Consider the following 23510-nt stretch of genomic DNA (forward strand, 5'->3'; position numbering starts at 1 on the left):
ACCACTTCCCATTGCGAGTCAGTTAGTCTCTTGTATTGAGATTCCATAAGCCTTAAAGTTTGGTCACTTTTGCTTACGGACTGACTCGCTCTTTTTACCCATTCTTTAAAATTTAAACATGATCTAAAAAGCCTCCCGAAGGGCCTTTTTATTAGAGGAATTTAACTGGCCCTATATTTCTTCTGCACCCTAGCCTTTTAAATTTATTTGCATGCAACTGGTAGGGCAAAGGCGGTATCTGTTATCTTTGTAGTCCTTCAAAGGAGAAAAACATGTCCCTGATCCCAAAAGAAACAGTTGACCAGATTATGGCCCGCGCCGACATTGTAGAGGTGGTGGGCGATTTTGTGTCGCTTAAGAAAAAGGGGCAGAACATGTGGGCGTGCTGCCCGTTTCACCACGAAAAGTCTCCTTCTTTCTCTGTTTCGCCTGCAAAGGGTATTTATAAGTGCTTTGGCTGTGGCAAGGCCGGGAACCCGGTGCAGTTTATCATGGATGTGGAAGGCACCAGTTTTCCGGAGGCGCTCAAATACCTGGCTAAAAAGTACAGCATCGAAATTCCGGAAGAAACCGCCTCACCGGAAAGCAACCGCGAGCAGAACGAGCGCGACAGCCAGTTCATCATCACTGATTTTGCCAACAAGCACTTTCAGGAGAACCTGCACAAGCACGAGCAGGGTAGCATTGGGCAAGCCTACCTAAAAGAACGCGGTCTCTCGGCTGCTGTTATCAAAAAGTTTGAACTCGGCTACAGCCTGGATGCCTGGTCCGACCTGACCGATGCAGCCCTGAAAGCAGGTTTTCAGCAACAGTACCTCGAAGCTACCGGCCTTACTATTGTAAAGGACGATAAGCGCTACGACCGGTTCAGGGGACGCGTTATGTTCCCGATCCATAATGTGTCGGGACGGGTGGTTGGTTTCGGTGCCCGAACGCTGAAATCGAACGACAAAAAGAGCCCGAAATACCTGAACTCGCCTGAGTCGGAAATCTATCATAAGAGCAATGTGCTGTACGGGCTGTACCAGGCCCGGCAGGCCATGCGCATGCAGGATATGTGCTACCTGGTAGAAGGCTACCTCGATGTGCTCTCGCTGCACCAGGGTGGCATCGATAATGTGGTGGCTTCTTCAGGTACCTCCCTCACTGATGGCCAGATTAAGCTTATCGGGCGGTACACCCAGCATATTACCGTGTTGTACGATGGCGATGCGGCCGGTATAAAAGCCTCGCTCCGGGGCATCGACCTGATTCTGGAAAATGGGCTCAACGTAAACGTAGTGACTTTTCCGGAAGGGGAGGACCCGGATTCTTACATCCACAAGGTTGGCGACACTGCTTTTAAAGCCTATGTACAGAAACAGGCGCAGGACTTTATATCTTTTAAAGCCAGCCTTTATGCTGCCGATACCAAAGATAATCCGGTTAAAAAAGCAGAAGCTATCCGTGAAATTGTAGCCTCCATTGCTAAAATTCCGGACTCGATCAAGCGATCAGTTTTTTTCAGGAGCTGTAGCCTCATCTTCGACATAGATGAGCAGGTGCTCGTGTCGGAGTACAATAAAATGCAGCTACAGGACCGGCAGCAGCCGCAGCCGCCCAAAACAGGCAGCTCGTTTGGGTTAGAACCACCCATGCCAACTGAGCCGGAGCCTGAGGAGGAGCCTTCTGATACCGATATTTTAAAACGGTATGAGCGGGAAATTGTGCGCATGCTGCTCAACTACCCCGATCGCGTGCTGGAAGAAGGCATTACTACTTGCCAATACATGCTGGAGCAGCTGGAGGATGTAGAGTTTCGTACTCCCTTGTATGGCCGCCTGATGCAGCTGGTAAAGGAGAAACTATGCGAAGAAAAACTGCCAACAGCCGAAGACTTTATTAATTACCCAGACCAGGAGATCAGGGCTGAGGCCATTAGTTTGCTTTCGGAGCAGCACGAGCTGAGCCACAATTGGGCTACCCACCAAATTTTTGTGCCCCACGAGTCGGATCTGCTGCCCTATGGTGCCGAACGGGCCGTGCTTCGCCTGAAGTGGCGCAACGTGCAGCTCCTGATCAAAACTGAAATGGAGAAGCTGCGGCTGGTTACTGACCCTGATGAGCAGATAAGGCAACTCACCACCATCCGTTCCCTAAAGACCTTCGAGAACCAAATTGCCGATATGCTGGGCATCATCGTTAATCGGTAAGCTTTTGCAGCCATCTGCTGCAAAACACGCCACAGTTAATTCTTCTAATAAAAATGGCCTTCAGGAGGCTAAAAAGTGTGGTAAGCCTCCAGGTTCTACCTGGGTCTGCCCATCATATCACCACGATGTGTCAACTGTGCTTCAAACATTCATTTATCTTGTAGGCAGGAGGCAAAAGCAGTGGGTAATGGTTTCAGGGTCTAAGCAACATTACAATTAGCAGCCGGTAAATTATTTTTATGTGAACAAGTTGTTTATATTTAAATAATTATATTTGCTAAACAAATCTTTGTTCTAACATTAGTTAGTTTGGGTTTGTATCTTTATTAGCTCAGTTACCCAATTCATTATAAAAGCAGTCTCTGTTTATAATTTTCTAAGCCCTGTTTTGTGTAATTTATCCTACGTTAAGTTAAGGTTTAAACATAGGTTAAAAAACTCTTTTATCAATGTAATCGATTGCTCATTCCTTATTTACAAGTACTTATGGCGTGTGTTAATTTGGCACGTCTACCATAGGTAACTTCCTTTCAGCTTTCCCGTTAGTATGCCATATCTACTATATTCAATATTACCTTGAAACGTTATTTATCCCTAATTTTTAAAATAATAAAGAACAATCGTTTGTTAATTGATAAAAAATAATTAATATGTAATCGATTGCGCAAAAGGCGTTTGATGATGATTCTTTTGGCTCATCAATCTTTTCATGACGAAGTCTTGTAATGTGTCAGGTTGTTGGCGTCTGCTGCAATTCAGCTGTTTTTAGTGTGTTTTATTTAACGGTATTCTTTTCCCATGGAACTATTGGACCGGATTGAGGAGGCATCAGCAACTCCAAAGTATTTACAGGTTGTAAATGCAATTATCGCAGACATTGAGGCAGGGGTCTTGAAACGTGGTCATCGTATTCCCTCTATCAATGAGACCAGTGAAATGTATTACCTTTCGCGCGACACTATAGAGAAAGCATACAAGGTGCTGCGCAAGCGTGGAGTAATAAGCTCAGTAAAAGGTAAAGGCTGTTACATTAGCCACTCCTTCGCCTCAGATAAGATTAGGGTGCTGCTGCTGTTTAACAAGTTGAGCGCCTACAAAAAGACTGTGTACTACTCCTTGCTTAAGAGCCTCGGAGAAGATGCCGTAGTTGATCTGCAGGTTCACCATTACGACGGCAAGATTTGTGAAAACTTTATTAAAGAGAGCCTCGGCAAATACCAGTACTACGTTATTATGCCGCACTTCTACGCCAATGTAGAGGTGGCTATGCAAACAATCGAAATGATTCCACCCGAAAAGCTGTTGCTTCTCGACAAAAACATAGAGTCGTTTGCCGGCGATTGCGCCGCCATTTACCAGGATTTTGAACGCGATATCAGAGCGGCCCTTCATTCAGGCAACGACCTGCTTGCCAAGTACCGAAAACTGGTGCTGGTTTACCCCAAAGAAGTCTCTTACCCGATTGAGATCGTAAAAGGATTCAGGCACTTCTGCCGGGAAGCTTCTTTTGAACACGCCATTGTAAGCAGCATAAAAGAAGAGCCCCTGGAAGCCAAAACAGCTTATATTGTGCTGGAAGAATCTGACCTGGCCGACCTGATAACCCAAAGCAGGGCGCGCGGCATGGTGCTGGGCAAAGACATTGGCCTGATTTCGTATAACGACACCCCACTTAAGAAAATTCTGGATAATGGTATCACGGTCATCTCCACAGATCATGAAAAAATGGGTGAAACAGCAGCCTGTTTAATTAAGCATAAACTGAGAGAAAAAATCCACAATCCGTTTACCCTGATCAGACGCAACTCCTTGTAATATATATGGTGCACGACTACTAGACTTTAGATAAAATAAAATATTTTAAGAGCAGCAGGTGCTGTCGCTTTCTGTACAGCAAAAAGCAGCAGCACCTGCTGCTTTGTTACACTTGTTGGTTTTTATTACGCCTCGTTAACCTGTGGGTATTTATATGTTTGCTTAACGGCAACACAAGATACTTTGTGGAATTTTTAGCCCTGGCTATAGGAAATGTCTGAACCTTACCCTAGGCCCAAAATTATGTATGCTGCCTCCGGAAGGCCATTTTGATTAGGAGAATTAGATGCCTGTGCCAAATTACAAAAGCCAAGAAGCATTTATCAAGAAGACAGGGGAAAACGTTTTACTGCTACACACTACCGCAAAATTTTGATGGACATTTCTTTATCTGTACCGCACGTTAGTTATGGCTGCTGTTCTAAAGATGAACTATCTGAGTTTTTTAAAAGATGTTGAAACATTGTACCAATACCAGAAAATTAAAGGCAGCCTTGTGTAAAAACTTTCTACGCCTGCCAAACTTAAATTCTAAACCAATTTCTTTATTATTGCCAAAAATTAGATTAACCCCTTGTTTTGTAGTATATATCATCTAAAAAAACAATTTAGGGAAACACTTTTGAAACTTTACGTAAATAGTATTTATAAGAGTCCTACTAGAGTCTAGCAGTTTTAAAAAGCGGCTAAAGTTAATTTGGGATATTATATGTATATTTGATTTTTTTAAAATAACACCTGGTAAGATGATCACAACTATTTCCTCCCGTGTAGAAGTAATGAAATGGATGGAAGACTTCGTTGCTGAAAAGTACAACGAGTTGATAAAGTCGGTAGAAGATAGCTGGCAACCTGCTGACCTTTTGCCTGATTCCCGTTTTGAAACTTTTTTCGAGGAAGTAAAGAACTTACGGGAGCGTGCAAGAGACTTATCGTATGACTTACTGGCAGTGCTAGTAGGAGATACCATTACAGAAGAAGCGTTGCCAACTTACGAAAGCTGGCTTATGAAAATCGATGGCCTTTCGCAGGAGCCTGACAGCCCCTGGATGCGCTGGAACCGAAGCTGGACAGCTGAAGAAAACCGTCATGGGGATGCCCTGAACCGTTATCTTTTCCTATCTGGCCGCATTAACATGCGCGAAATGGAAGCCTCTACGCAATATCTTATTGCCGATGGGTTCGACCTCCAAACAGACAACGACCCGTACCGTAGCTTTGTATACACCAGCTACCAAGAAACAGCTACCAACATTTCGCACCGCAGGGTTGCCCAAATTGCCAAAAAACAAGGCGACCTGATGCTGGCCAAGCTTTGTGGCCATGTGGCGGCCGATGAGGCACGCCATGCCAAAGCATACAAGTCGTTTGTAGGAAAAATTTTTGAAGCCGATCCAAACGAAATGATGCTGGCTTTTGAAGACATGATGCGCAAAAAGATAGTAATGCCGGCCCATTACATGCGGGAGCTAGGGGTGGAAATCGGTAAAACCTTTGGCCACTTTACAGATGCAGCGCAGCGAATTGGCGTATACACTGCCCACGATTATACTGATATTCTGGAAGACCTGCTCGTAGAGTGGAGAATAGACACTGTTACTGGCCTTAACGAAGCAGGTGAGCGTGCCCGCGACTATGTTATGGCCCTGCCTAACAGACTGAAACGAGTAGCAGAGCGTATGAAGGCACCAAGCTTAGAATATAAATTCCGCTGGATAGACTAGTCCGACAAACCCGTTTATAAAACAGGAAAGCCTGCTACCTAGGTAGCAGGCTTTCCTGTTTTATAAACGAACACAATCTTAAGCAGATGCTGTGTTTCCCTCACTAGTCTTTGATAATGATGCCTTTCCAAAATGCAATATGGTGCTTTATCTCAGAAGCCTTTTCTTTGGGGTTTGGGTAATACCAGGCAGCATCTGTGTTTACTTCTCCGTTAACCTTTACATGATAGTAGGAGGCTTCTCCTTTCCAGGGGCAGTGCGTATGTGTATCACTTTTTTCGAGGTATTCCCGATTTACTTCATTTTCAGGGAAATAATGATTTCCTTCTAGTTTTATTGTATCATCACTCTCAGCGACTACAACATTATTCCAAATTGCTTTCATAGTTTTAGGTAGTAAATTTTTATTTGTCGGTTTTATTGCTTAGTATTTACTATTGCGCTAACCAAAGGTTGTTTTAGTTATCAGGATAGCAACCTTCGTATACTACAAATCGGCCGGCGCCGAAAGATGGTGCCCTGTTGAAACAAGTACCCTATAAACCTTGTTGTACAGCAAGAAAAGGAGCAGCCATACGCACCTGTTTAAACTATCGTTTAGTTGCTGAGTCTAATTTGTTGAAAGGATTTTTTATGAGTTTAGGATTTAGATTTTCAGAATATATACCGGCCCCTGAGGAGAACAATGGGTTCGAATCGCTGCTGAAGCTGTTTCTGCAGCTTATTACCATTACCTCTGGCGATGTGGCCGAGGCGCTAGCCTGGCTTAACTCGCTGGACAAGCAATACCAGCTTACTTCCGACCAATACGGCATGGGCGATTTTATCGAAGACCTAAAAATGAAGGGCTATCTCGATGAAGATCCACAGCGCCAGGGCACTTTTAAAATTACGGCCAAAAGTGAGCAGCAAATCCGTAAGAGTGCCCTCGAAGAAATTTTCGGGAAGCTGAAAAAGGGCGGCAAAGGAACACATGCCACTCCACACACCGGAGTAGGAGACGAGGCCAGCACAGACCAGCGTGAGTATCGTTTCGGCGATGCCGTAGAGCAGATTTCCATGACCGACTCTTTGCGGAACGCGCAAATAAACCACGGCCTCTCCGACTTTATGCTGACAGAGCAAGACCTGGAGGTAACTGAAACGGAACATAAAACACAAGCCTCCACAGTACTCATGATAGATATTTCGCATTCCATGATTCTGTATGGCGAAGATCGCATTACGCCAGCCAAAAAAGTGGCTATGGCGCTGGCAGAGCTCGTAAAGCAGAAATACCCTAAAGATACCTTAGACGTGATTGTGTTTGGCAACGACGCCTGGCAGATAGAAATAAAGGATCTGCCATACCTGGAGGTGGGGCCATACCACACCAATACCGTTGCCGGCCTGGAATTGGCTATGGATATTCTGCGAAAGCGTAAAACTCCCAATAAGCAGATTTTTATGATTACCGACGGGAAGCCAACCTGCCTGAAAGAAGGTTTGCGCTACTACAAAAACAGCTTTGGTCTGGATAGGAAGGTGGTGAACAAAACCATTAACCTGGCAGCGCAATGCCGGAAACTAAAAATTCCGATTACCACCTTTATGATTGCCACAGACCCGTACCTGCAGCAGTTCGTTGATGAGTTTACCAAAGTGAACAATGGCCAGGCTTACTACAGCAGCCTGAAGGGCTTAGGACATCTGGTATTTAAAGATTATCGCCAGAACCGAAAAAGAACATTTTAAACTAAAAGGTATTCGAAATAATTGTGGGAAAGCATTTATGCTGAAAGCAAAATCTCCTGCTGGCAAGTGTGTAGCAGGTTTAATTTAAAAAGTGTCTGGTTACCAATACAACAATAAGATTAAATGTACTATAGAGAGATTTCTTCTGAGAACTTACTTAAAATAAAAACACTGGGCCAGCTAAAAGCTGCCGGATACGAGCCACAGTCTGTAAAGCAGGAGCTGCGAAACAACCTCATTGGGCGTTTAAAGCGCAAACAAGAGGTGTTCCCAGGCATATGGGGTTATGAGGAAACCGTTATTCCGGATATGCAGCGGGCAATCCTGTCGATGCACCACATCAATCTGCTGGGTTTGCGGGGGCAGGCAAAAACCCGTATAGCCCGCATGATGGTGGAACTGCTGGATGAGTACATACCTGTAGTAAAAGGCTCTGAACTTAACGATGATCCGCTGCAACCCCTCTCGCGGTTTGCCAAAGACCAGGTGCAGGAGCACGCCGACGACACGCCCATTGCCTGGTTGCACCGCGATGAGCGCTATACTGAAAAGCTGGCTACTCCCGATGTGTCTGTAGCAGACCTCATAGGCGATGCCGACCCAATTAAAGCTGCCACCATGAAACTGCCTTATTCGGATGAGCGCGTGATTCACTTTGGCCTGATTCCGCGTTCGCACCGGGGCATTTTCGTGATCAATGAAATTCCGGATCTGCAGGCGCGCATACAAGTGGCCTTATTCAATATTTTGCAAGAAGGCGACATCCAAATCCGGGGCTTTAAAGTGAGGCTTCCGCTCGATATTCAGTTTGTGTTTACTGCAAACCCAGAAGATTATACTAACAGGGGCTCTATTGTAACGCCACTCAAAGACCGTATCGATAGTCAGATAATTACGCACTATCCAAAGTCTATTGAAGTGGGCAAGAAAATAACCCGCCAGGAAGCGCACATCAAAACCGAGCAGGAGCAGCTGGTGCAGCTCAACGACCTTATCAGCGATCTGATTGAGCAGGTAGCTTTTGAGGCACGCGAAAGTGAGTACGTAGATGCCAAGAGTGGCGTATCTGCCCGCCTCACTATTTCTGCTTTCGAAAACCTGCTGAGTGCTGCCGAACGCCGTGCGCTGCTCAATGGCGAAACCTCTACTTACATTCGGGTATCTGATTTTATGAATACGATACCAGCCGTAACAGGTAAGGTAGAATTAGTGTACGAAGGAGAGCAGGAGGGAGCAGGACATGTGGCGCAGGTACTAATGGGCAAGGCCATCCGGTCGCAGTTCCTTAAATACTTCCCCGACCCCGATAAAGCTAAAAAGGCAAAAAACGGGACCAACCCCTACAAGAAAATTGTGGAATGGTTTGGCGACGGTCATAAACTTGATGTTTTGAACGATGCCTCGAATGCAGACTATACCAAAGCTATGCAAAGTGTGCCTGGCTTGGCAGAACTGGTAGAAAAGCACCAGCCTAAGAAAGACACAAAAGAAAAGCTTTTTCTAATGGAGTTTGCCTTACATGGTTTAGCGGAGCACAGCCAGATCAGCAAAAACAGGCTTAGCACCGGCCTACAATTTAAAGACTTGCTCAGCGGTATGTTTACGATGCCGACTTTTGGCGAAGAGGAGGAAGATGATTCCTTCTAATATTTAAACCTTGATAAAAGCGTAAAAAGGCAGAAGTCAGCATTGGCTATCTGCCTTTTTGCTTTTGTATATTACCCACAGCGGTAACCCAGGGCCTGCTATAGCAGTAGCAGTGTTACATGGAGCATCCGATTTCTATTTGGCCGGTGCTCGCACTGGCCCTTATTCATTTCTATGGCATGCGGCTCCGATTTCTGGGTGGTGTGCCTCGGAGTATCTGGCTTTCAGGGGCAGGAGGGGTCTCGGTAGCCTACGTCTTTCTGCACCTGTTCCCGGAACTAAACCAGGGGCAAGAGCATGTGGAGAAAGTTGTGCCGGCGCTGGACTTTCTGAATCATCATGTCTATCTGATGGCTTTGCTAGGCCTTGCCGTTTTCTATGGGCTGGAACGGTCGGTGGTAGCTTCCCGCAAAGTTAAACCCAAGAACAACAAAGACGATCAGCCAACTACCGGGATCTTTTGGGTTCATATAGCTTCTTTTGCACTTTATAACGCGTTAATCGGCTATATACTGTTTCAGAGAGAAGAGGGGCCGGCAAGGGAGCTACTGCTCTTCGCTATCGCTATGGCGCTTCATTTTATCGTGAACGATTATGGCCTGCAAGATCATCACCAACACGTGTACCGGCGAATGGGACGTTGGGTATTGGTAGTGGCACTGCTAGTCGGATGGATTACTGGCTTTTTGGTACAGGTGCCAGATAGTGTTGTAGTGCTGGTCATGGCATTTGTGGGAGGAGGAGTTATTTTAAACGTGCTAAAAGAAGAATTGCCAGAAGAACGCGAAAGCCGCTACTGGGCATTTATGTTGGGCACCGTCGCCTATGCTGTTCTGCTGTTGGCAATTTAACTTCTGCACAATCAAAAAAATGAAGTAAAAGGAGACTAGCTCTTGTTGTTAATTCATCTTACCAAACAGGTACCACCGACCTCTACTTATAAAAAAACAATTGCTGTAGTAGCGTGTAACCTCCGAGCCAAGCCATCACCACCACAACCAGCCACCCAAATATAGCAAGCCACAACGGATGTTTATAAAGCCCTGTAATTTTTTGTTGGTAGGCTGCCAGCAGCATAGTGCCAAGTGTAAGTGGCAGAATGAGTCCGTTAAGGGCTCCTGCCAAAATAAGCAGTTGTACCGGTTTGCCAATTGTCACAAAAACAAGAGTAGAAACAGCTATAAAACCAATAATCACCCAGTTCTGATGGCGGGCGATGCTTCCATGAAACGATTTTAGAAAAGAAACGGAAGTGTAGGCAGATCCTATGATTGAGGTAATAGCCGCTGAAACCATTACCAAGCCAAAGAGTTTGTACCCGGCATTGCCAGCAGCCAACTTGAAAACAGATGCCGGAGGATTGCTTTCGTCCAATAACAGGCCCTTACTAACTACACCCAGTGCCGCCAGGAACAGAAAAACCCGGATAACAGAAGCAACTGTAATTCCTGACACAGCGCTTTTAGTAACCTGCGGGATGGCTGCTTTTCCTGTAATGCCGGCATCTAGCAAGCGGTGCCCGCCCGCAAAAGTGATGTAGCCTCCCACAGTGCCACCAACTAAGGTAATAATAGCGATCAAATCTACCTTATCGGGCCCAACCGTTTTAACCACTGCTTCGCCAATAGGTGGGGAGGAGGTGATGGCTACAAACACGATCAGCAGAATCATGAGCAGCCCCATACTTTGTGCAAACCGATCCATTGCCTTGCCCGCTTCTTTTACCAGGAAAATAGCGCCGGCAACCAGCGCCGCTACAAGGCCACCTGCCTCTGGCCAAATTCCGAACAAAACATTAAAGCCTAAGCCTGCACCACCTACGTTGCCAATATTAAAGGCCAGTCCGCCCAGCACAACCAGAGCAGAAATAAACACACCTAGCCCTGGCAGTACCAGGTTGGCTATATCCTGTGCCCGCTTCTCCGATGCCGCAATAATGCGCCATACGTTTAACTGCACCCCAATATCCAATATAACGGATATCAGAATAACAAACCCAAAGCTGGCTGCCAGCGATTGCGTAAAAACAGTAGTCTGTGTCAGAAAGCCCGGGCCAACGGCAGAAGTTGCCATTAAAAAGGCGGCTCCTAGCAAAGTACTCCGGTTCCGGCCTTTGCTCATGGGCATGGTGCCTTTATGGTAATACCTTCCTGCTGAAGCACACTTTTAATATGCCTCGCAAACGAAAGCGCGTGTGGCCCGTCCCCATGAATACAAACGGTGTCAGCCTGTATGCTAACATCCTGCCCCTGTTGCGACAGAACCTTGCCTTCTTTTATCATTCGGAGTACTTGCTGCACTGCCTGCTCTTCCGACTCTATCAGGGCACCAGGAGAGCTTCTGGGGCTCAGGGTGCCATCCTGCTGGTAGGTTCGGTCTGCAAATACTTCGCTGGCAGTCTTCAGGCCAATTTTTTGGCCTGCTTCAATAAGCTGGCTGCCTGCCAGCCCGTATAAAATAGCTTCCGGGTGAATTTTGTAAACTGCCTCTGCTATGGCTTCGGAGAGGCTGCTGCTGGTGGCAGCCATGTTGTAGAGCGCTCCGTGTGGTTTAACATGATGCAAGACTCCACCTGCTGCTTTTGTAAATGCCAACAAGGCACCAATCTGGTATACTACCATTTCAAATACTTCGGAAGGGGTAACTGCCATATTTCTGCGACCAAAGCCAATCAAATCTGGTAGACCAGGGTGAGCACCAATGGCTACCTGTTGCTCCAGCGCCAGCGCCACTGTATGGCGCATAACCGCAGGGTCACCGGCATGAAAACCGCAGGCAATGTTTACAGAGCTTACAAAGGGTGTCATAGCGGCATCGTTACCGAGCGAATAATGGCCAAAGCTCTCGCCAAGGTCGCAATTAAGGTCTACTGTAAACAAAGTCATAGAGATAGGCGCTTCAGTTGTATACCTCTTTTAATTGTGTCGAGGTTTTGCTCTAGTTGCAGGTAATGCTGATGGGCTTCTTGCAGGGTTACTTCGGTAAATTGGATAATTCGGCCCGGACCGGCTTGTGCAAGCAAGGGGAGGTCGGCGGTAATAACCTGTCCAATACGGGGGTAGCCGCCTGTCGTCTGGTGGTCTGCCATGAGAATAATGGGATTTCCGCGGTTTGGTACCTGTATCGTTCCAAAGGTTACAGCGCTCGAAATTAGTTCTTTGGGAGTGGCCATTACCAGCGGTGCCCCCTGCAGATGGTAGCCCATCCGGTCGGATCGTAACGAGATCTGGTATTTTCCCGTCCAAAGATACTGCTTACTGTTTTCTGAGAGCAGGTCGTACTCAGGGCCTCTTACCACCCGTAAAGTAGGCTGCTCCTGATACACCGGAAAGAGGCTTGGGTCCGGATACCAATGTGCTGGTACAAAGGCGGTATGACCATTTGCTGAAGCAGGGAAAGAGCTGGCACTAAATACCTTGCCAGCTTTAACTTTGCCACAGTTAAATACATCGCCTGCCCGCAGGGCACGACCCTGAACGCCTCCGATTCCGGCCTTAAGGTAGGTGGAGTAACTGCCCAATACAGGCGACAACTCAAAACTTCCTGCCACGGCCACATAGCTGTAGCAGCCGGCGCGTGGAGCGCCAAACGTTAGCAGACTGCCTTTCCGTACCAGCACCGGCCGGTACATGCTTACCGGCTCTCCGGCTATGGTAGGCGATAGATCGGCGCCAGTAATGGCCAGCAGCATGTCTTTCTGAAACCGGATGTGGGGGCCCTGTACCACGGCCTCAATCACAGCCGCTCTTTCGGGGTTGCCTACCAGCAGGTTCGCCAGGCGCAAGGCCACACAATCCATGGCGCCACTCACAATAATTCCTTCCTGCTGATGACCAAACCTGCCGAGGTCCTGTATAGTAGTAAGTAAGCCTGGCTTCTCGATTTTAAGACTCATGCGCCAACTCCTTTCTGTTCAGAAATTCCTTTTCAGAGATAGGAACAAAACGAACTTTATCGCCAGCCTTAAGCAGGCTGGGGCTCTGGCGGAAGGGTTGAAAAAGTGTGAGGGGTGTTCGGCCAATCAGCTGCCAGCCGCCGGGTGTTTGCAAAGGATATATACCCGTTTGGTCGCCTGCTATACCAACAGAGCCTGGCGGAATGGCGGGTCGGGGAGAGTCGCGGCGAGGGGTAGCAATGAGGCTGTTCATGCCGCCCAAATAAGGAAAGCCGGGAGCAAAGCCGATCATGTATACCATGTACTCGGTGGCGCTGTGGAGGGAAACTACCATTTCGGAAGACAAACCGTTATGGATAGCCACAAATTCAAGGTCTGGGCCATACTTGCCGCCATAGCAAACAGGAATCTCGATGAGGCGGGAAGGCAGCTCATGCGGCTCCTGATAAGTTTGCGTAAGCAATGGCAGGAGCAGGTCGACTACGCTTTGGTAAGGGTCGTAGCGTCCTTTCTGACTTATGAGCCAGGGGTTATAATAAATAGTGACAGTGGTAAAGGCCGGAACCAGCTCTATAAATCCCGGAAAAGGCTGTGCTTCCAACAAAAGAGAGAAAGCCCGCACTGTTGCATGCACCTCTTCCGAAATAGTATCGCCGAACTGTACTACAATGGCAGCGTCTCCCAGCGGAAACAGCTGAAAAGAAGAAGGAAATACATTTGCTGAATTAATTTCTTCCATAGCGTTAGATTGCCTAGAGGCGGTCTGGTTTTACATTGCTGAGGGTGCTAAAATTATTCTAATAAAAATGCCCTTCCAGAGGCCTTTCCATAGGTGCAAGGCACAGGAGGTATGACACAAGACTTTTAAGCTTCAAATTATCCATCATACTTCTACTCAATTAAAATTCCCCAATCCTAATATTCCCTAATTTTTTTATTAAGAGGTAGCCCCTTTGCCAAATTATTCTAATAAAATTGCCCTTCCTGAGGCAAAAAGGCTGTTCTCATGGTTAGGGTAGGCATACTTATATGGCTCCTTTAAGAGGGGCGTACTAGAGGATTCTTATCTGAGTGATAGAACAGTATATAGTTTCATAGCCAGTATGCTTGCTTAAGTGTACGATAAGTTTACTGGAGTGGCTTAGCCCTTAATTAAAACACTACAAATAGTTAATAAAGAGGATCCGGGTTTGGAATTTCGCCTTCGGTCCGGGCAACCACCGAGGTAACGGTAGCGTCGCCAGTGATGTTCACTACCGTGCGGCACATATCCAGTAGGCGGTCCGGAGCCAATATCAGGGCTATGCCTTCTATCGGAATGTTGGCCTGCTGTAGTACAATTACCAGCATTACCACCCCGGCACCGGGTACAGCGGCAGAGCCGATAGAGGCTAGTGTGGCTGTTAGCACAATGCCGAGCTGGGCGCTCAGGCTCAGGTCCATGCCAAAGGCCTGGGCAATAAATACAGCGGCCACTGCCTGGTAAAGGCTCGTGCCATCCATGTTAATGGTAGCACCAAGAGGCAGCACAAAGCTGCTAATTTCTTTCGAAAGCCCCAGGTTTCGTTCACAACACTCCATGGTAACAGGAAGTGTGGCTGCACTTGAGGACGTGGAGAAGGCCAGCATCTGGGCCGGGAACAAGCCTCTCAAAAACGAGCCATATTTCATTTTTCCAATTGTGGTCGCCAGCAGCGGGTAAACGCCGAACAGCAAAATAGCCAGCCCCACCAGTACTACCAGGCAATAGTAACCCAGCACCAGCAGCAGTTCTAAAGCAGCGGCGGGATCGTCGCCGGCAAATTCCACAACTAAGCCAGCCAGCAGCGCAAACACACCGTAGGGGGCTGCCAGCATAATGATATCCACAATTTTGAGAACGACCAGGTTCACACCATCAAAAAAGGCAAATACAGGAGCGGCCTTATCCGGAGGAATGAGTATTAAGGCTACACCGAACAGAAGCGCAAAAAAGATAACCTGCAGCATGTTGCCGTTATTGGTAAGAGACGCAAAAATATTGTCCGGTACTATGTCTACAAGCGGCTGCAGGGGAGTAGCGCTTTGCAGTTGTGCGGCATCTGCCGACTTAGAGGAAGTAGTGGCAGCAAACTGTTCTTTAAATTCTTCGCGTTTCTCCTGTGAGAACGCTTTGCCGGGAGAGGTGACGTTGACCAGTAGTAAACCTAGCACAACGGCAACAACAGTGGTGCCAAGGTAAATACCAATAGTTTTAGTGCCGATTCGAGAGAGCTTGCTGATGTCGCTAAGGCCTGCCACGCCTGTAATTAAAGATACCAGTACCAGCGGCACCGCAATAAGTTTGAGCAGGTTTATAAAAATAGTGCCGAAGGGTTTAATCCAGTCAATCGTCAGGTCTGATAGGCCCATGGCACTTGCAAAAATACCCCAAATTATACCTAGGGTCATGCCTATGAGGATCTGCCAGTGTAAAGCTAATCTTTTCATACAGTAGGGTGGTGTTTTTTCCGCCTGGCCGGTTGCCAGTGCATAGTAGTGTTAAAGGTGCTAAAGCAAAGACCGTGGTAGCCTGTTCAGGAGATGCAAGTCTGATGAGTCAGGATTCGGTTAGCTACTATAAAGCTAAGCATAAATCTTTAGCTACACGGAAGATTAGTGAAAATTCAAGGTAAAATTGCTTTATATGCTTTGTGAGGCAGGTAGCCTTGGTAGAAAAAGCAAACGCCGCTGTAGGAGCGGCGCTTGCTGGTAAGTCAAATAAAAGGAGGGGCTTATTCCTCGTTTACTACAATCTTTTCGATTTTGTCGTTGGCTTTGATCTGGTCAATTACATCCAGGCCTTCTACCACTTTGCCGAAGCAGGTGTGGTTGCGATCCAGGTGAGCGGTGTTTTTGCGGCTGTGTACAATAAAGAATTGGGAACCACCGGTGTTGCGGCCAGCGTGCGCCATAGAAAGAACGCCCCGATCATGGTATTGATTTTCGCCGGTAAGTTCGCAGTCTATTTTATAGCCTGGCCCGCCAGTGCCTGCTATGCCTTTGGCACCCTCACGAGAGTTAGGGCAACCTCCCTGAATAACAAAATCAGGAATAACGCGGTGAAAAGTAAGGCCATCGTAAAAGCCTTTATTAGCAAGATCCACAAAATTTTGCACTGTTTTAGGTGCATCGTTCTCGTAGAACTCCACTTTCATAACTCCTTTGGCGGTATGGATTTCAGCAGTTCTCATGTTTTTCGAATTAATTCTAAAATTAAATAACTGACACAAAAGTAAGCAAAATATAGTTTAGCTCCCGCTTATTTGCAGTACTACCAGCACTTTGTAAGCAAAAAGCATAGCCCTTAGAAAAATTATACCGTAAAATATTTACAGGAATGGCACCACGTGCCAGCTGGGAGAACAGTTGTAAATCTAAATTTTGGCTATGAGAATCGACTTTGTGAAAGCGGTAGGGATAGGATTGTTAGCTGGTGCCATGCTTTCAGCTTGCAACGAGGCGCAGTCGTCGCAGGAAACAGGCGAGGAGGTTATAGAAAGTAAGATGGCAAGCCACATGAGTCCGGGCCTATATGCAGAGAATTTATGGTCTGAGTCAGTACCACCCAGCATGACCTCCGAAGCTGCTGTTGCCCCTCCTCAGCCTAGTGTGCTGGAGCACCTGGATGCCGAACCTAACCTGAGCTTGTTTGCTGCTGCAGTCAAAGAAACAGACCTTGATAAAGACTTGGGCGGCACCGGCCCCTACACCATATTTGCAACTCCCGATACAGCCTTTTCTGCTCTTATGGCCGACACCACCCTAAGCGACTTGCGTTTACCTGAGAACAGGGAGCACCTGAAGAGGTTGCTGAACAACCATTTGGTGGTTGGTAAAATAGCCTTAACCGATCTGCAGGATGGCACTACACTCAATACCAATGGCAGTCAGCAGCTTGTAGTGACCAAGCAGAATGGGCAGATTTTTATAAACGATGCCGCTTTACAAGCAACAGACGAAGGCTGCAGCAATGGCGTAGTGCATGTCGTAACTAAAGTGCTCGTGCCACTACCTGCTTCTTAAGTAACAAAACAATTTGTCGGATTTTCCACAAGCTAATTGCCGATATAATCTGGGACGTAGGTATTTGTAGATGTTCCCTAATAGAGCTTTCATTTAAAAATCAAATATTTATCAATCTTAGTCTGCCATAATGTTCGTGTTGGATTACATAAACAGGAATAATAAAAGCTTGCAGGCTACTAATCTAAAAAAGCTATGAAAAAAAGAATAATAACCGGTACATGTATGGCCCTCATCTCGGGCGTAATGCTCTTTGGCTGTGGCACAGGCGGCACTGATGCAGGAGGAGTTGATTTAAATGAAGCGGAAACGCATAGAACCGATCAGGAAAATATTAATCCTGGTTCCCATGTAGACCAGAAAGATGGCCCGGAAAGTCCCTTGAGCAGCTCCAATATTGGAGGTACAGTTATGACTCCTTCACAGAGTGTCGTCGAAAATGTAACACGAGGAGAAGACCTTACCAAATTTTCTTCTGCTCTGACTCAAGCCGATATGATTAAAACCTTGAATGGGAGCGGCCCTTTTACCATTTTTGCCCCAACTGACGAAGCATTTGAGGCTATGAGTGGCGGTATGTCGTTAGGTGACCTTATGAAGCCAGAAAATAAGGAGCGGCTGAAACAATTGGTCCAAAGCCATATTGTAACCGGTAAAGTAACATCTGCCGATTTGCAGAACGGGAGCAAGCTCAAAACGGCAGGTGGCCAGCAGTTATCTGTAACAAATCAAAACGGGCAGGTAATGGTAAATGGTGCCACTGTAGAACAAGCCGATCAGGAAAGCCGCAATGGTGTAATACACGTGGTGAACAAAGTCCTGGCACCAGGTTCCTGATAAATATTAAAGTGATATAAACATGATCCTGACAGTGTTTTTTTGCTATCAGGATCATGTTTTATTTTCTTTTATTTCCTGTTATCGTCGCCCTGCATAATGCTCAGGTAACTTTGGTAGCGGGTAAGGGCAATCTGATTATGCCTTACAGCATCTACCACAGCACAGCCAGGTTCGTTAAAGTGGGTGCAGTTATTGAACCGGCACTGGTTTAGCAGTTCCCGCATTTCGGGGAAGAAGTGGCTAAGCTCGTTTTTTGGAATGTCTATAACGCCTAACTCTTTAATGCCGGGGGTATCTATAATATAAGTGCCCGCTTCTACCTCAAACATTTCAGCGAAGGTGGTGGTGTGTACGCCCTTATCGGAGAAGGCCGAGATTTCAGAAGTTTTAAGGGCCAGGTCGGGCACTAACTGGTTTATTAAAGACGATTTGCCTACTCCGGAGTGCCCCGAGAAAAGTGTTGTTTTTCCTTGTATAAGCTTCTCTATTTCGTCTATGCCCGTTTTGTCAAACGCCGATACTGATAAGCTGTTATAACCAGCCTGGCTATACAGGTAGCTGATCTGGCGCTGGTAATCCTCCATCTCCTGATCATACATATCTGATTTGTTGTACACCAGGGTAACCGGAATGTCGTATGCCTCTGCTGTAACCAGAAAGCGATCGATAAAACCAAACGACGTACGTGGCGATACTAAAGTGGCAATGAGCAAAGCCTGGTCCAGGTTGGCTGCAATTATGTGGGAGTAACCGGATTTATGGGTAGACTGCCTGATGATATAGTTCTCCCGGTCTTCTATTTTGTGAATCACGGCTGTCTCCTCATCTACTTCTTCCAGGTTAAATTCTACTCTGTCGCCTACTGCCAACGGATTGCTCATCTTCATGCCCTTAAGCTTGAATTTGCCACGGAGGCGGGCCCGGTAAATAGAACCGTTTTCGGCCCGAACCAGGTACCACGAACCAGTAGATTTTATCACGATTCCTTTCATGCAGTGGGATTTAGCAATTGCTGTATATCAGTCATAATTATAGAGGTGGCGCCTGCCTGTTTTTGTACGTATTGTTTTTCTGTTTCGGATATATTTTGGCGATGTTCAGGCTGTGTGTGCACCTGTTCAAAGGCAGTTAGTAGCTCACCTGAGGTTTTTACCGGAAAGGCGCAACCAAGTCTTACCAAGTCCTGTGCCTCCTGAAACTTCTCGTACCGTGGCCCAAAGAAGAGTGGAAGTCCGAAAACAGCGGCTTCGAGGGTATTGTGCAAACCTGCTCCAAATGCCCCGCCAATGTAGGCATAGGTGCCGTAGCTGTAAAGTGAAGACAGCATACCCACGTTATCAATAACCAGCACCGCATGCGCTGACGCAGTTGCCTCCGAAGTTTCCGAAAAACGAACGGCTCCAGCGCCCAGTGTGGCCATAAGAGCTGTAATGCTCTTAGGATTTACTTCGTGTGGGGCAATTATAAATTTGATGGAGTCTTTATATTTTTCTATCAGCGGCAGAAGGACTTCTATATCGGCAGGCCAGGAACTGCCAATCATAAACACGTCCTTCTGTTGTGTAAAGGCCTCTACCAGCGGGAGCTTCTTTACCCCGGCTGCTGTTTGCAGCACCCTGTCGAAGCGTGTGTCGCCTGCTACGCTCACCTGAAATATTGCCAACTGCTGTAGTAACTCGGCCGAAATCTGATTTTGGGTATAAATATGGGTAAAGCGCCGCAAAATGTTCCGGTAAAAGCCACCGTAGAGTTTGAAAAAGATCTGGTCGGGCCGGAAAATAGCAGAAATAGAAATAACAGGAATGCCTTGCTGTTGTAGCACCTGCAGATAATAGTGCCAGAACTCATATTTTACAAATACGGCCAGCCTGGGTTTTGCCAGCGCGACAAAGCGTTGCGCAGCGGCCGGGCTGTCGAGGGGCAGGTAAAAGATATAATCTGCCCCGGCGTAGTTTTTTCGTACTTCGTAGCCGGAAGGGGAGAAGAAGGTTAGCAGGATTTTATAACCTTGATACTGGCTTCTGAATGCCTCTATAACCGGACGCCCCTGTTCAAACTCGCCTAGGGAAGCACAATGGAACCACGCAATCGGTGCTGTATTACCTTGTAAGGCCTCCTGTAGTCGCTCAAACTGCTGCACACGCCCCTGCTGCATCAGGCTGGCTTTAGGATGAAAAGGAGCCGCCAGCGCAATGGCTGTTTTATAAGCCTTCAGGCCAATATCGTAGAGTAGCTTCACCTTTTATCGTTTATATGGAGGGCTAATGCATTAATTACCTGCAAAAATAAGAAAAGCCTCTGCACTGGCAGAGGCTTTTCTGTTTATTCGGTTACAAAAAAAGAATTAGCGGTTGGCCAGGTAGTTAGATACACCTTCTTTAGTTGCCTGCATGGCTTCTTTTCCTTCTTCCCAGTCAGCTGGGCAAACTTCGCCTTTTTCTTCGAAGTACTGCAGCGCGTCTACCATGCGCAGTGCCTCGTCTATGCTACGGCCAAGTGGCAGGTCGTTTACTACCTGATGGCGTACAATACCTTCTTTGTCGATCAGGAACAAGCCTCTGTAAGCAACTGGCTCGCCTACAAAAGTAACTTCGCCTTCTTCGTTGTACTCATAATGTCCTGCCAATACATCGTAGTTTTGGGCAATTGTTTTAGAAGCGTCGGCTACAAGCGGGTAAGTAACGTCTGCAATGCCACCTTGGTCGCGTGGTGTGTTTAACCAGGCAAAGTGAGAGAAATGCGTATCGGTAGAGCAACCTACCACGGCCACGTTTTTACGCTCAAACTCTTTCATGCGGTCCTGGAAGGCAATAATTTCTGTAGGACAAACAAATGTGAAGTCCATTGGGTAGAAATAAAACAGAACGTGTTTTTTACCCAGGTACTGATCTAAAGAGAAATCCTCTACAAATTCACCTTCTGCTACGGCTGTTGCTTTAAAAGAAGGGGCTTTTTTACCTACTAATACTGCCATGTTTGAATAGTTGATTTAAGTTAAAATTTGATTTATAGTTTAGTGATAGTAATACGATTGCCGGGATCAATTTTATTTCCAGTGAGCTGAATGGCAAAGCCTTGCATCTGGAAATTGTGCATGTGCCGGCGTTGGAAATAGCTTTGCAGCAGCTCTTCCAGCTCCGGGTCCTCAAAATCGATAATTTCGCGGGTGTTGCTGCAGTAGATGTGGTTGTGTGCCAGTGTATTGGCGTCGTAGCGCTTGCAGCCTTGCTCCGACGATACCCGTTGTACCAGGCCACTTTCTGCAAATACATCGAGGGTTTTATAAACCGTGCCGAGCGAGATGCTGGGGTTGGCAGGCTTCAGGAGCCTGAACACTTCTTCTGCGGCCGGATGCTGGCCATGCAGCTCCAGCAAGGCCTCGTACACGACAATGCGCTGGTGGGTGGCTTTTAAGCTATACGCCACAAGCCTCTGTCGCACCTCCTGCCGGTTTAGTTGCTGCATTTATCTAGTTAAGAATTTTTCTTAGTTAAGAAGAATTGCTGCAAAGATAGAAGAAACTGTTAGACGGTGCAAGGTGCCGTCAGACTCAATTGGCTGGCAGAGTATCTACTTTCATAAGTATCAAGGTAATGGTCAACTTGAATTATTCTAATGAAAATGCCCTTCCAGAGGCTTTGACTAGATTTTAGGTTCTAGATGTAAGATCTACTGAAGCAGGTTTAAATCTTTTATCTGCTTCAGCCATCCACTTGCAGGAGTTGCGTACGCTGAAAAGTCTTGCAGCCCTTTTCTCTGACAACAATATAACCATTCAGCCATTTAACAATTTAGTAATCAACAACCAGCAGCCAAATTCTGCTAATGAAATGGGCCTTCCAGAGGTAAAAGCAGGTTTTTAGGAGCTAGGGTTTATTTGCCTTTAAAATTGGCGGGGCGCTTCTCTACAAAGGCTTGCATGCCTTCCTTCTGATCTTCGGAGGCGAAACACAAATAGAAATTTTTTCGCTCAAAGTGCAGGCCTTCGTCCAGGGATGTTTCGTGTGCCCGGTTCACCGATTCCTTCGCCAGCCGCACTGCCACAGGCGACATGCTGGCAATTTCAGAGGCCAGCCGCACGGCTTCATCCAGGTAAAGATCTACGGGCACTACGCGGTTTACCAGGCCAAAGCGCTCTGCGTCGTGCGCAGAAAGGGTTTTGCCAGTCAGTACCATTTCCATGGCTTTAGCTTTGCCGATGGCGCGCGTAAGGCGTTGGGTACCGCCTGCTCCTGGCATAATACCTAATTTAATTTCGGGCTGGCCAAAAACAGCAGTTTCGGAGGCAACAATCATGTCGCAGGTCATGGCTAGTTCGCAGCCACCGCCAAGTGCAAAACCAGATACAGCGGCTATAACAGGTTTTTTGGTTTTTCTGATCTGATCCCAAGTGGCAAACTGGTCTGTTATAAGCATATCTACCGCCGATTTGCCTGCCATTTCCTTTATATCTGCACCGGCAGCAAAGGCACGGTCGTTTCCTGTAATTATAATTGTGCGCACCACTTCCTCCGCATCAAGTTGCCTTAAGGCATCTCGTAGTTGGGCCATTAGTTGGAGGTTTAGTGCATTCAGCTCCTTGGGGCGGTTCAGCTGAATTAGGGCAACATGGGGGTGGAAGTGTGGTTTTACAAGTATAAAATCCATGGCGAATGGGTGCTAACGGTGAATTAAGATACACTTAAAGCAGTACCAATACAACCCTGGAGGAGTTGTTACTAAAATAAATAAGAGGGAGCGTAAAGTTTTTTTATAGAGGAGCTTTAGTTTAATAAACCATAGGTAACCTGCACAGCTGGCTGGTCATCTTTCAGAAGTTCAGAATCAGAGATCTTGCTCTGAGAGTTGTTGTTAAAAGACTTCTCTGTTTTAGGTACCTTGAGCATAGCTCCTGAAAGTAGCAGTGCGAATAAAAGCAACAGTTTGAAAATAAACGGACGAGTTAATTTATCAGGTGTTTGCATAGGTAAATGTATTTGAGTCTTGGATCGAGCCACAAAGTTAAGGTAATTCTTTTGAAATTCTTCCTTCTTCTTTACCATTATAGAATAAATTATTGTTAAGAATTGCCAAAATAGAAATAAAACCGTATTTTTTAAATACCTGTGTCCCCAAAATGCTTACCTAATATGCTATAGAGCCTGTGTATTAGAAGGAATATTGCTGAGGGCTCTGTAACAGGTCTGTTTGTCTTTTTTTATTATTTTTTCTATGCCTGCGATAAAAGTGAAAGTCTTAGGAGCTGCTATAGATACTTTCCATTTTTTAAGTGTTGTAACACAGGATATTCATTTTCATGTCTTTTACCTGCTCGGAGAGCTTAGACAGCTAAACACATAGTTTGTACTCATTTTTTCATCTTGATGCTGAGAAAGGTAAGATAGTCAGCGCAACAAAATGGACCAGGGGTGGAACGTTCTATCCGCTTTATACGTTAAGGGCATCTATATAAACCAATATTCAGCTTTGTGCAGGATAGATAAGGTGGTGGGGGGAATCTTTAAATATTAGATGATAATTTTTACAGAATAAATTAACATTTTATAATAAATTATTCTATCTTTCCGAAAAGTTTTTCCATTCAAGTAATTTTTAAAGCTAGAGATACAATTTGTCCTT

The 23510-nt window shown here is 46.4% G+C and carries 21 protein-coding genes; 8 read left to right on the forward strand and 13 right to left on the reverse strand.

The features are described from left to right. Window positions 1-272: 272 nt before the first annotated feature. The 3 genes from dnaG to ACMA1I_RS20765 all read left to right on the forward strand — a co-directional run bounded on the left by dnaG (window position 273) and on the right by ACMA1I_RS20765 (window position 5731). Window positions 273-2192 carry a DNA primase gene (gene dnaG / locus ACMA1I_RS20755; RefSeq protein WP_337070395.1) on the forward strand — a complete coding sequence of 640 codons (1920 nt, stop codon included), beginning with the start codon at window positions 273-275 and terminating at the stop codon, window positions 2190-2192. A 798-nt stretch (window positions 2193-2990) separates the two neighbouring features. Beyond that, entirely contained in the window at window positions 2991-4007 is a 1017-nt protein-coding gene (locus tag ACMA1I_RS20760) for a substrate-binding domain-containing protein (RefSeq protein ID WP_337070396.1), read from the forward strand. A gap of 746 nt (window positions 4008-4753) precedes the next feature. Next, on the forward strand, window positions 4754-5731 hold the full coding sequence (locus ACMA1I_RS20765; RefSeq protein ID WP_337070397.1) for an acyl-ACP desaturase: 978 nt from the start codon (window positions 4754-4756) through the stop codon (window positions 5729-5731). Between the two features lie 103 nt (window positions 5732-5834). Here the strand turns inward: ACMA1I_RS20765 and ACMA1I_RS20770 are convergent, their stop codons facing one another. Then, on the reverse strand, window positions 5835-6116 hold the full coding sequence (locus tag ACMA1I_RS20770; RefSeq protein WP_337070398.1) for a DUF427 domain-containing protein: 282 nt from the start codon (window positions 6114-6116) through the stop codon (window positions 5835-5837). A 248-nt stretch (window positions 6117-6364) separates the two neighbouring features. Here ACMA1I_RS20770 and ACMA1I_RS20775 point away from each other — a divergent pair, with 248 nt between their 5' ends. From ACMA1I_RS20775 to ACMA1I_RS20785, 3 genes are all read left to right on the forward strand, one after another. Then, complete coding sequence (locus tag ACMA1I_RS20775) at window positions 6365-7465, forward strand: vWA domain-containing protein (RefSeq protein WP_337070399.1); 1101 nt, start codon at window positions 6365-6367, stop codon at window positions 7463-7465. Between the two features lie 123 nt (window positions 7466-7588). Then, window positions 7589-9112 (forward strand): sigma 54-interacting transcriptional regulator, encoded by a 1524-nt coding sequence (locus ACMA1I_RS20780; RefSeq protein ID WP_337070400.1) that lies wholly within the window; start codon window positions 7589-7591, stop codon window positions 9110-9112. Between the two features lie 119 nt (window positions 9113-9231). Further along, window positions 9232-9963 (forward strand): hypothetical protein, encoded by a 732-nt coding sequence (locus ACMA1I_RS20785; protein ID WP_337070401.1) that lies wholly within the window; start codon window positions 9232-9234, stop codon window positions 9961-9963. Between the two features lie 82 nt (window positions 9964-10045). Here ACMA1I_RS20785 and ACMA1I_RS20790 read toward each other — a convergent pair whose 3' ends face one another. From ACMA1I_RS20790 to ACMA1I_RS20815, 6 genes are all read right to left on the reverse strand, one after another. After that, window positions 10046-11239: an NRAMP family divalent metal transporter gene (locus tag ACMA1I_RS20790; protein ID WP_414703958.1), complete on the reverse strand. Its 1194-nt coding sequence runs from the start codon at window positions 11237-11239 to the stop codon at window positions 10046-10048. Beyond that, window positions 11230-11997, reverse strand: coding sequence for a 5-oxoprolinase subunit PxpA (locus ACMA1I_RS20795; RefSeq protein ID WP_337070402.1), 768 nt, complete (start codon window positions 11995-11997; stop codon window positions 11230-11232). Before ACMA1I_RS20795 ends, ACMA1I_RS20790 begins: the two co-directional genes overlap by 10 nt. Then, complete coding sequence (locus ACMA1I_RS20800) at window positions 11994-13007, reverse strand: biotin-dependent carboxyltransferase family protein (protein ID WP_337070403.1); 1014 nt, start codon at window positions 13005-13007, stop codon at window positions 11994-11996. The genes ACMA1I_RS20795 and ACMA1I_RS20800 overlap by 4 nt, the downstream gene beginning before the upstream one ends. Beyond that, window positions 12997-13746 (reverse strand): 5-oxoprolinase subunit PxpB, encoded by a 750-nt coding sequence (gene pxpB / locus ACMA1I_RS20805; RefSeq protein WP_337070404.1) that lies wholly within the window; start codon window positions 13744-13746, stop codon window positions 12997-12999. The genes ACMA1I_RS20800 and pxpB overlap by 11 nt, the downstream gene beginning before the upstream one ends. 431 nt (window positions 13747-14177) lie before the next feature. Next, a complete protein-coding gene (locus ACMA1I_RS20810) occupies window positions 14178-15476 on the reverse strand; it encodes a dicarboxylate/amino acid:cation symporter (RefSeq protein WP_337070405.1) in 1299 nt (432 codons plus the stop codon). Window positions 15477-15760: 284 nt separating this feature from the next. Then, window positions 15761-16219, reverse strand: coding sequence for a peptidylprolyl isomerase (locus ACMA1I_RS20815; protein ID WP_337070406.1), 459 nt, complete (start codon window positions 16217-16219; stop codon window positions 15761-15763). 196 nt (window positions 16220-16415) lie between these two features. Here ACMA1I_RS20815 and ACMA1I_RS20820 point away from each other — a divergent pair, with 196 nt between their 5' ends. Continuing rightward, on the forward strand, window positions 16416-17051 hold the full coding sequence (locus ACMA1I_RS20820) for a fasciclin domain-containing protein (RefSeq protein WP_337070407.1): 636 nt from the start codon (window positions 16416-16418) through the stop codon (window positions 17049-17051). Between the two features lie 195 nt (window positions 17052-17246). Next, window positions 17247-17888 (forward strand): fasciclin domain-containing protein, encoded by a 642-nt coding sequence (locus ACMA1I_RS20825; RefSeq protein WP_337070408.1) that lies wholly within the window; start codon window positions 17247-17249, stop codon window positions 17886-17888. A 71-nt stretch (window positions 17889-17959) separates the two neighbouring features. On the opposite strand, the gene rsgA is transcribed toward ACMA1I_RS20825, so the two are convergent. From rsgA to ACMA1I_RS20855, 6 genes are all read right to left on the reverse strand, one after another. Continuing rightward, window positions 17960-18883 carry a ribosome small subunit-dependent GTPase A gene (rsgA, locus tag ACMA1I_RS20830; protein WP_337070409.1) on the reverse strand — a complete coding sequence of 308 codons (924 nt, stop codon included), beginning with the start codon at window positions 18881-18883 and terminating at the stop codon, window positions 17960-17962. Further along, window positions 18880-20130 (reverse strand): 3-deoxy-D-manno-octulosonic acid transferase, encoded by a 1251-nt coding sequence (locus ACMA1I_RS20835; protein ID WP_337070410.1) that lies wholly within the window; start codon window positions 20128-20130, stop codon window positions 18880-18882. Before ACMA1I_RS20835 ends, rsgA begins: the two co-directional genes overlap by 4 nt. 105 nt (window positions 20131-20235) lie before the next feature. Beyond that, entirely contained in the window at window positions 20236-20865 is a 630-nt protein-coding gene (locus ACMA1I_RS20840; protein WP_337070411.1) for a peroxiredoxin, read from the reverse strand. A 32-nt stretch (window positions 20866-20897) separates the two neighbouring features. Continuing rightward, the gene (locus tag ACMA1I_RS20845; protein ID WP_337070412.1) at window positions 20898-21356 is read right to left on the reverse strand and encodes a transcriptional repressor; all 459 of its coding nucleotides are present in this window, start codon (window positions 21354-21356) and stop codon (window positions 20898-20900) included. 408 nt (window positions 21357-21764) lie between these two features. Next, a complete protein-coding gene (locus tag ACMA1I_RS20850; RefSeq protein WP_337070413.1) occupies window positions 21765-22538 on the reverse strand; it encodes an enoyl-CoA hydratase-related protein in 774 nt (257 codons plus the stop codon). A gap of 116 nt (window positions 22539-22654) precedes the next feature. Continuing rightward, window positions 22655-22855 carry a hypothetical protein gene (locus tag ACMA1I_RS20855; protein WP_337070414.1) on the reverse strand — a complete coding sequence of 67 codons (201 nt, stop codon included), beginning with the start codon at window positions 22853-22855 and terminating at the stop codon, window positions 22655-22657. Window positions 22856-23510 lie beyond the last annotated feature (655 nt).

Origin of the sequence: Pontibacter sp. 13R65, from assembly GCF_047525655.1 — a bacterium.
GTDB lineage: Bacteria > Bacteroidota > Bacteroidia > Cytophagales > Hymenobacteraceae > Pontibacter.

Bases quoted from the DNA above. Each gene is read 5' to 3' on its own strand.
- ACMA1I_RS20825 (WP_337070408.1), top strand. From the start codon at position 17,247: ATGAAAAAAAGAATAATAACCGGTACATGTATGGCCCTCATCTCGGGC.
- ACMA1I_RS20775 (WP_337070399.1), top strand. From the start codon at position 6,365: ATGAGTTTAGGATTTAGATTTTCAGAATATATACCGGCCCCTGAGGAG.
- ACMA1I_RS20845 (WP_337070412.1), bottom strand. From the start codon at position 21,356: ATGCAGCAACTAAACCGGCAGGAGGTGCGACAGAGGCTTGTGGCGTAT.
- ACMA1I_RS20795 (WP_337070402.1), bottom strand. From the start codon at position 11,997: ATGACTTTGTTTACAGTAGACCTTAATTGCGACCTTGGCGAGAGCTTT.
- ACMA1I_RS20850 (WP_337070413.1), bottom strand. From the start codon at position 22,538: ATGGATTTTATACTTGTAAAACCACACTTCCACCCCCATGTTGCCCTA.
- ACMA1I_RS20820 (WP_337070407.1), top strand. From the start codon at position 16,416: ATGAGAATCGACTTTGTGAAAGCGGTAGGGATAGGATTGTTAGCTGGT.
- ACMA1I_RS20840 (WP_337070411.1), bottom strand. From the start codon at position 20,865: ATGGCAGTATTAGTAGGTAAAAAAGCCCCTTCTTTTAAAGCAACAGCC.
- ACMA1I_RS20855 (WP_337070414.1), bottom strand. From the start codon at position 22,855: ATGCAAACACCTGATAAATTAACTCGTCCGTTTATTTTCAAACTGTTG.
- ACMA1I_RS20760 (WP_337070396.1), top strand. From the start codon at position 2,991: ATGGAACTATTGGACCGGATTGAGGAGGCATCAGCAACTCCAAAGTAT.
- ACMA1I_RS20780 (WP_337070400.1), top strand. From the start codon at position 7,589: ATGTACTATAGAGAGATTTCTTCTGAGAACTTACTTAAAATAAAAACA.
- ACMA1I_RS20785 (WP_337070401.1), top strand. From the start codon at position 9,232: ATGGAGCATCCGATTTCTATTTGGCCGGTGCTCGCACTGGCCCTTATT.
- ACMA1I_RS20765 (WP_337070397.1), top strand. From the start codon at position 4,754: ATGATCACAACTATTTCCTCCCGTGTAGAAGTAATGAAATGGATGGAA.
- dnaG (WP_337070395.1), top strand. From the start codon at position 273: ATGTCCCTGATCCCAAAAGAAACAGTTGACCAGATTATGGCCCGCGCC.
- ACMA1I_RS20815 (WP_337070406.1), bottom strand. From the start codon at position 16,219: ATGAGAACTGCTGAAATCCATACCGCCAAAGGAGTTATGAAAGTGGAG.
- ACMA1I_RS20790 (WP_414703958.1), bottom strand. From the start codon at position 11,239: ATGCCCATGAGCAAAGGCCGGAACCGGAGTACTTTGCTAGGAGCCGCC.
- ACMA1I_RS20770 (WP_337070398.1), bottom strand. From the start codon at position 6,116: ATGAAAGCAATTTGGAATAATGTTGTAGTCGCTGAGAGTGATGATACA.
- pxpB (WP_337070404.1), bottom strand. From the start codon at position 13,746: ATGGAAGAAATTAATTCAGCAAATGTATTTCCTTCTTCTTTTCAGCTG.
- ACMA1I_RS20810 (WP_337070405.1), bottom strand. From the start codon at position 15,476: ATGAAAAGATTAGCTTTACACTGGCAGATCCTCATAGGCATGACCCTA.
- ACMA1I_RS20800 (WP_337070403.1), bottom strand. From the start codon at position 13,007: ATGAGTCTTAAAATCGAGAAGCCAGGCTTACTTACTACTATACAGGAC.
- rsgA (WP_337070409.1), bottom strand. From the start codon at position 18,883: ATGAAAGGAATCGTGATAAAATCTACTGGTTCGTGGTACCTGGTTCGG.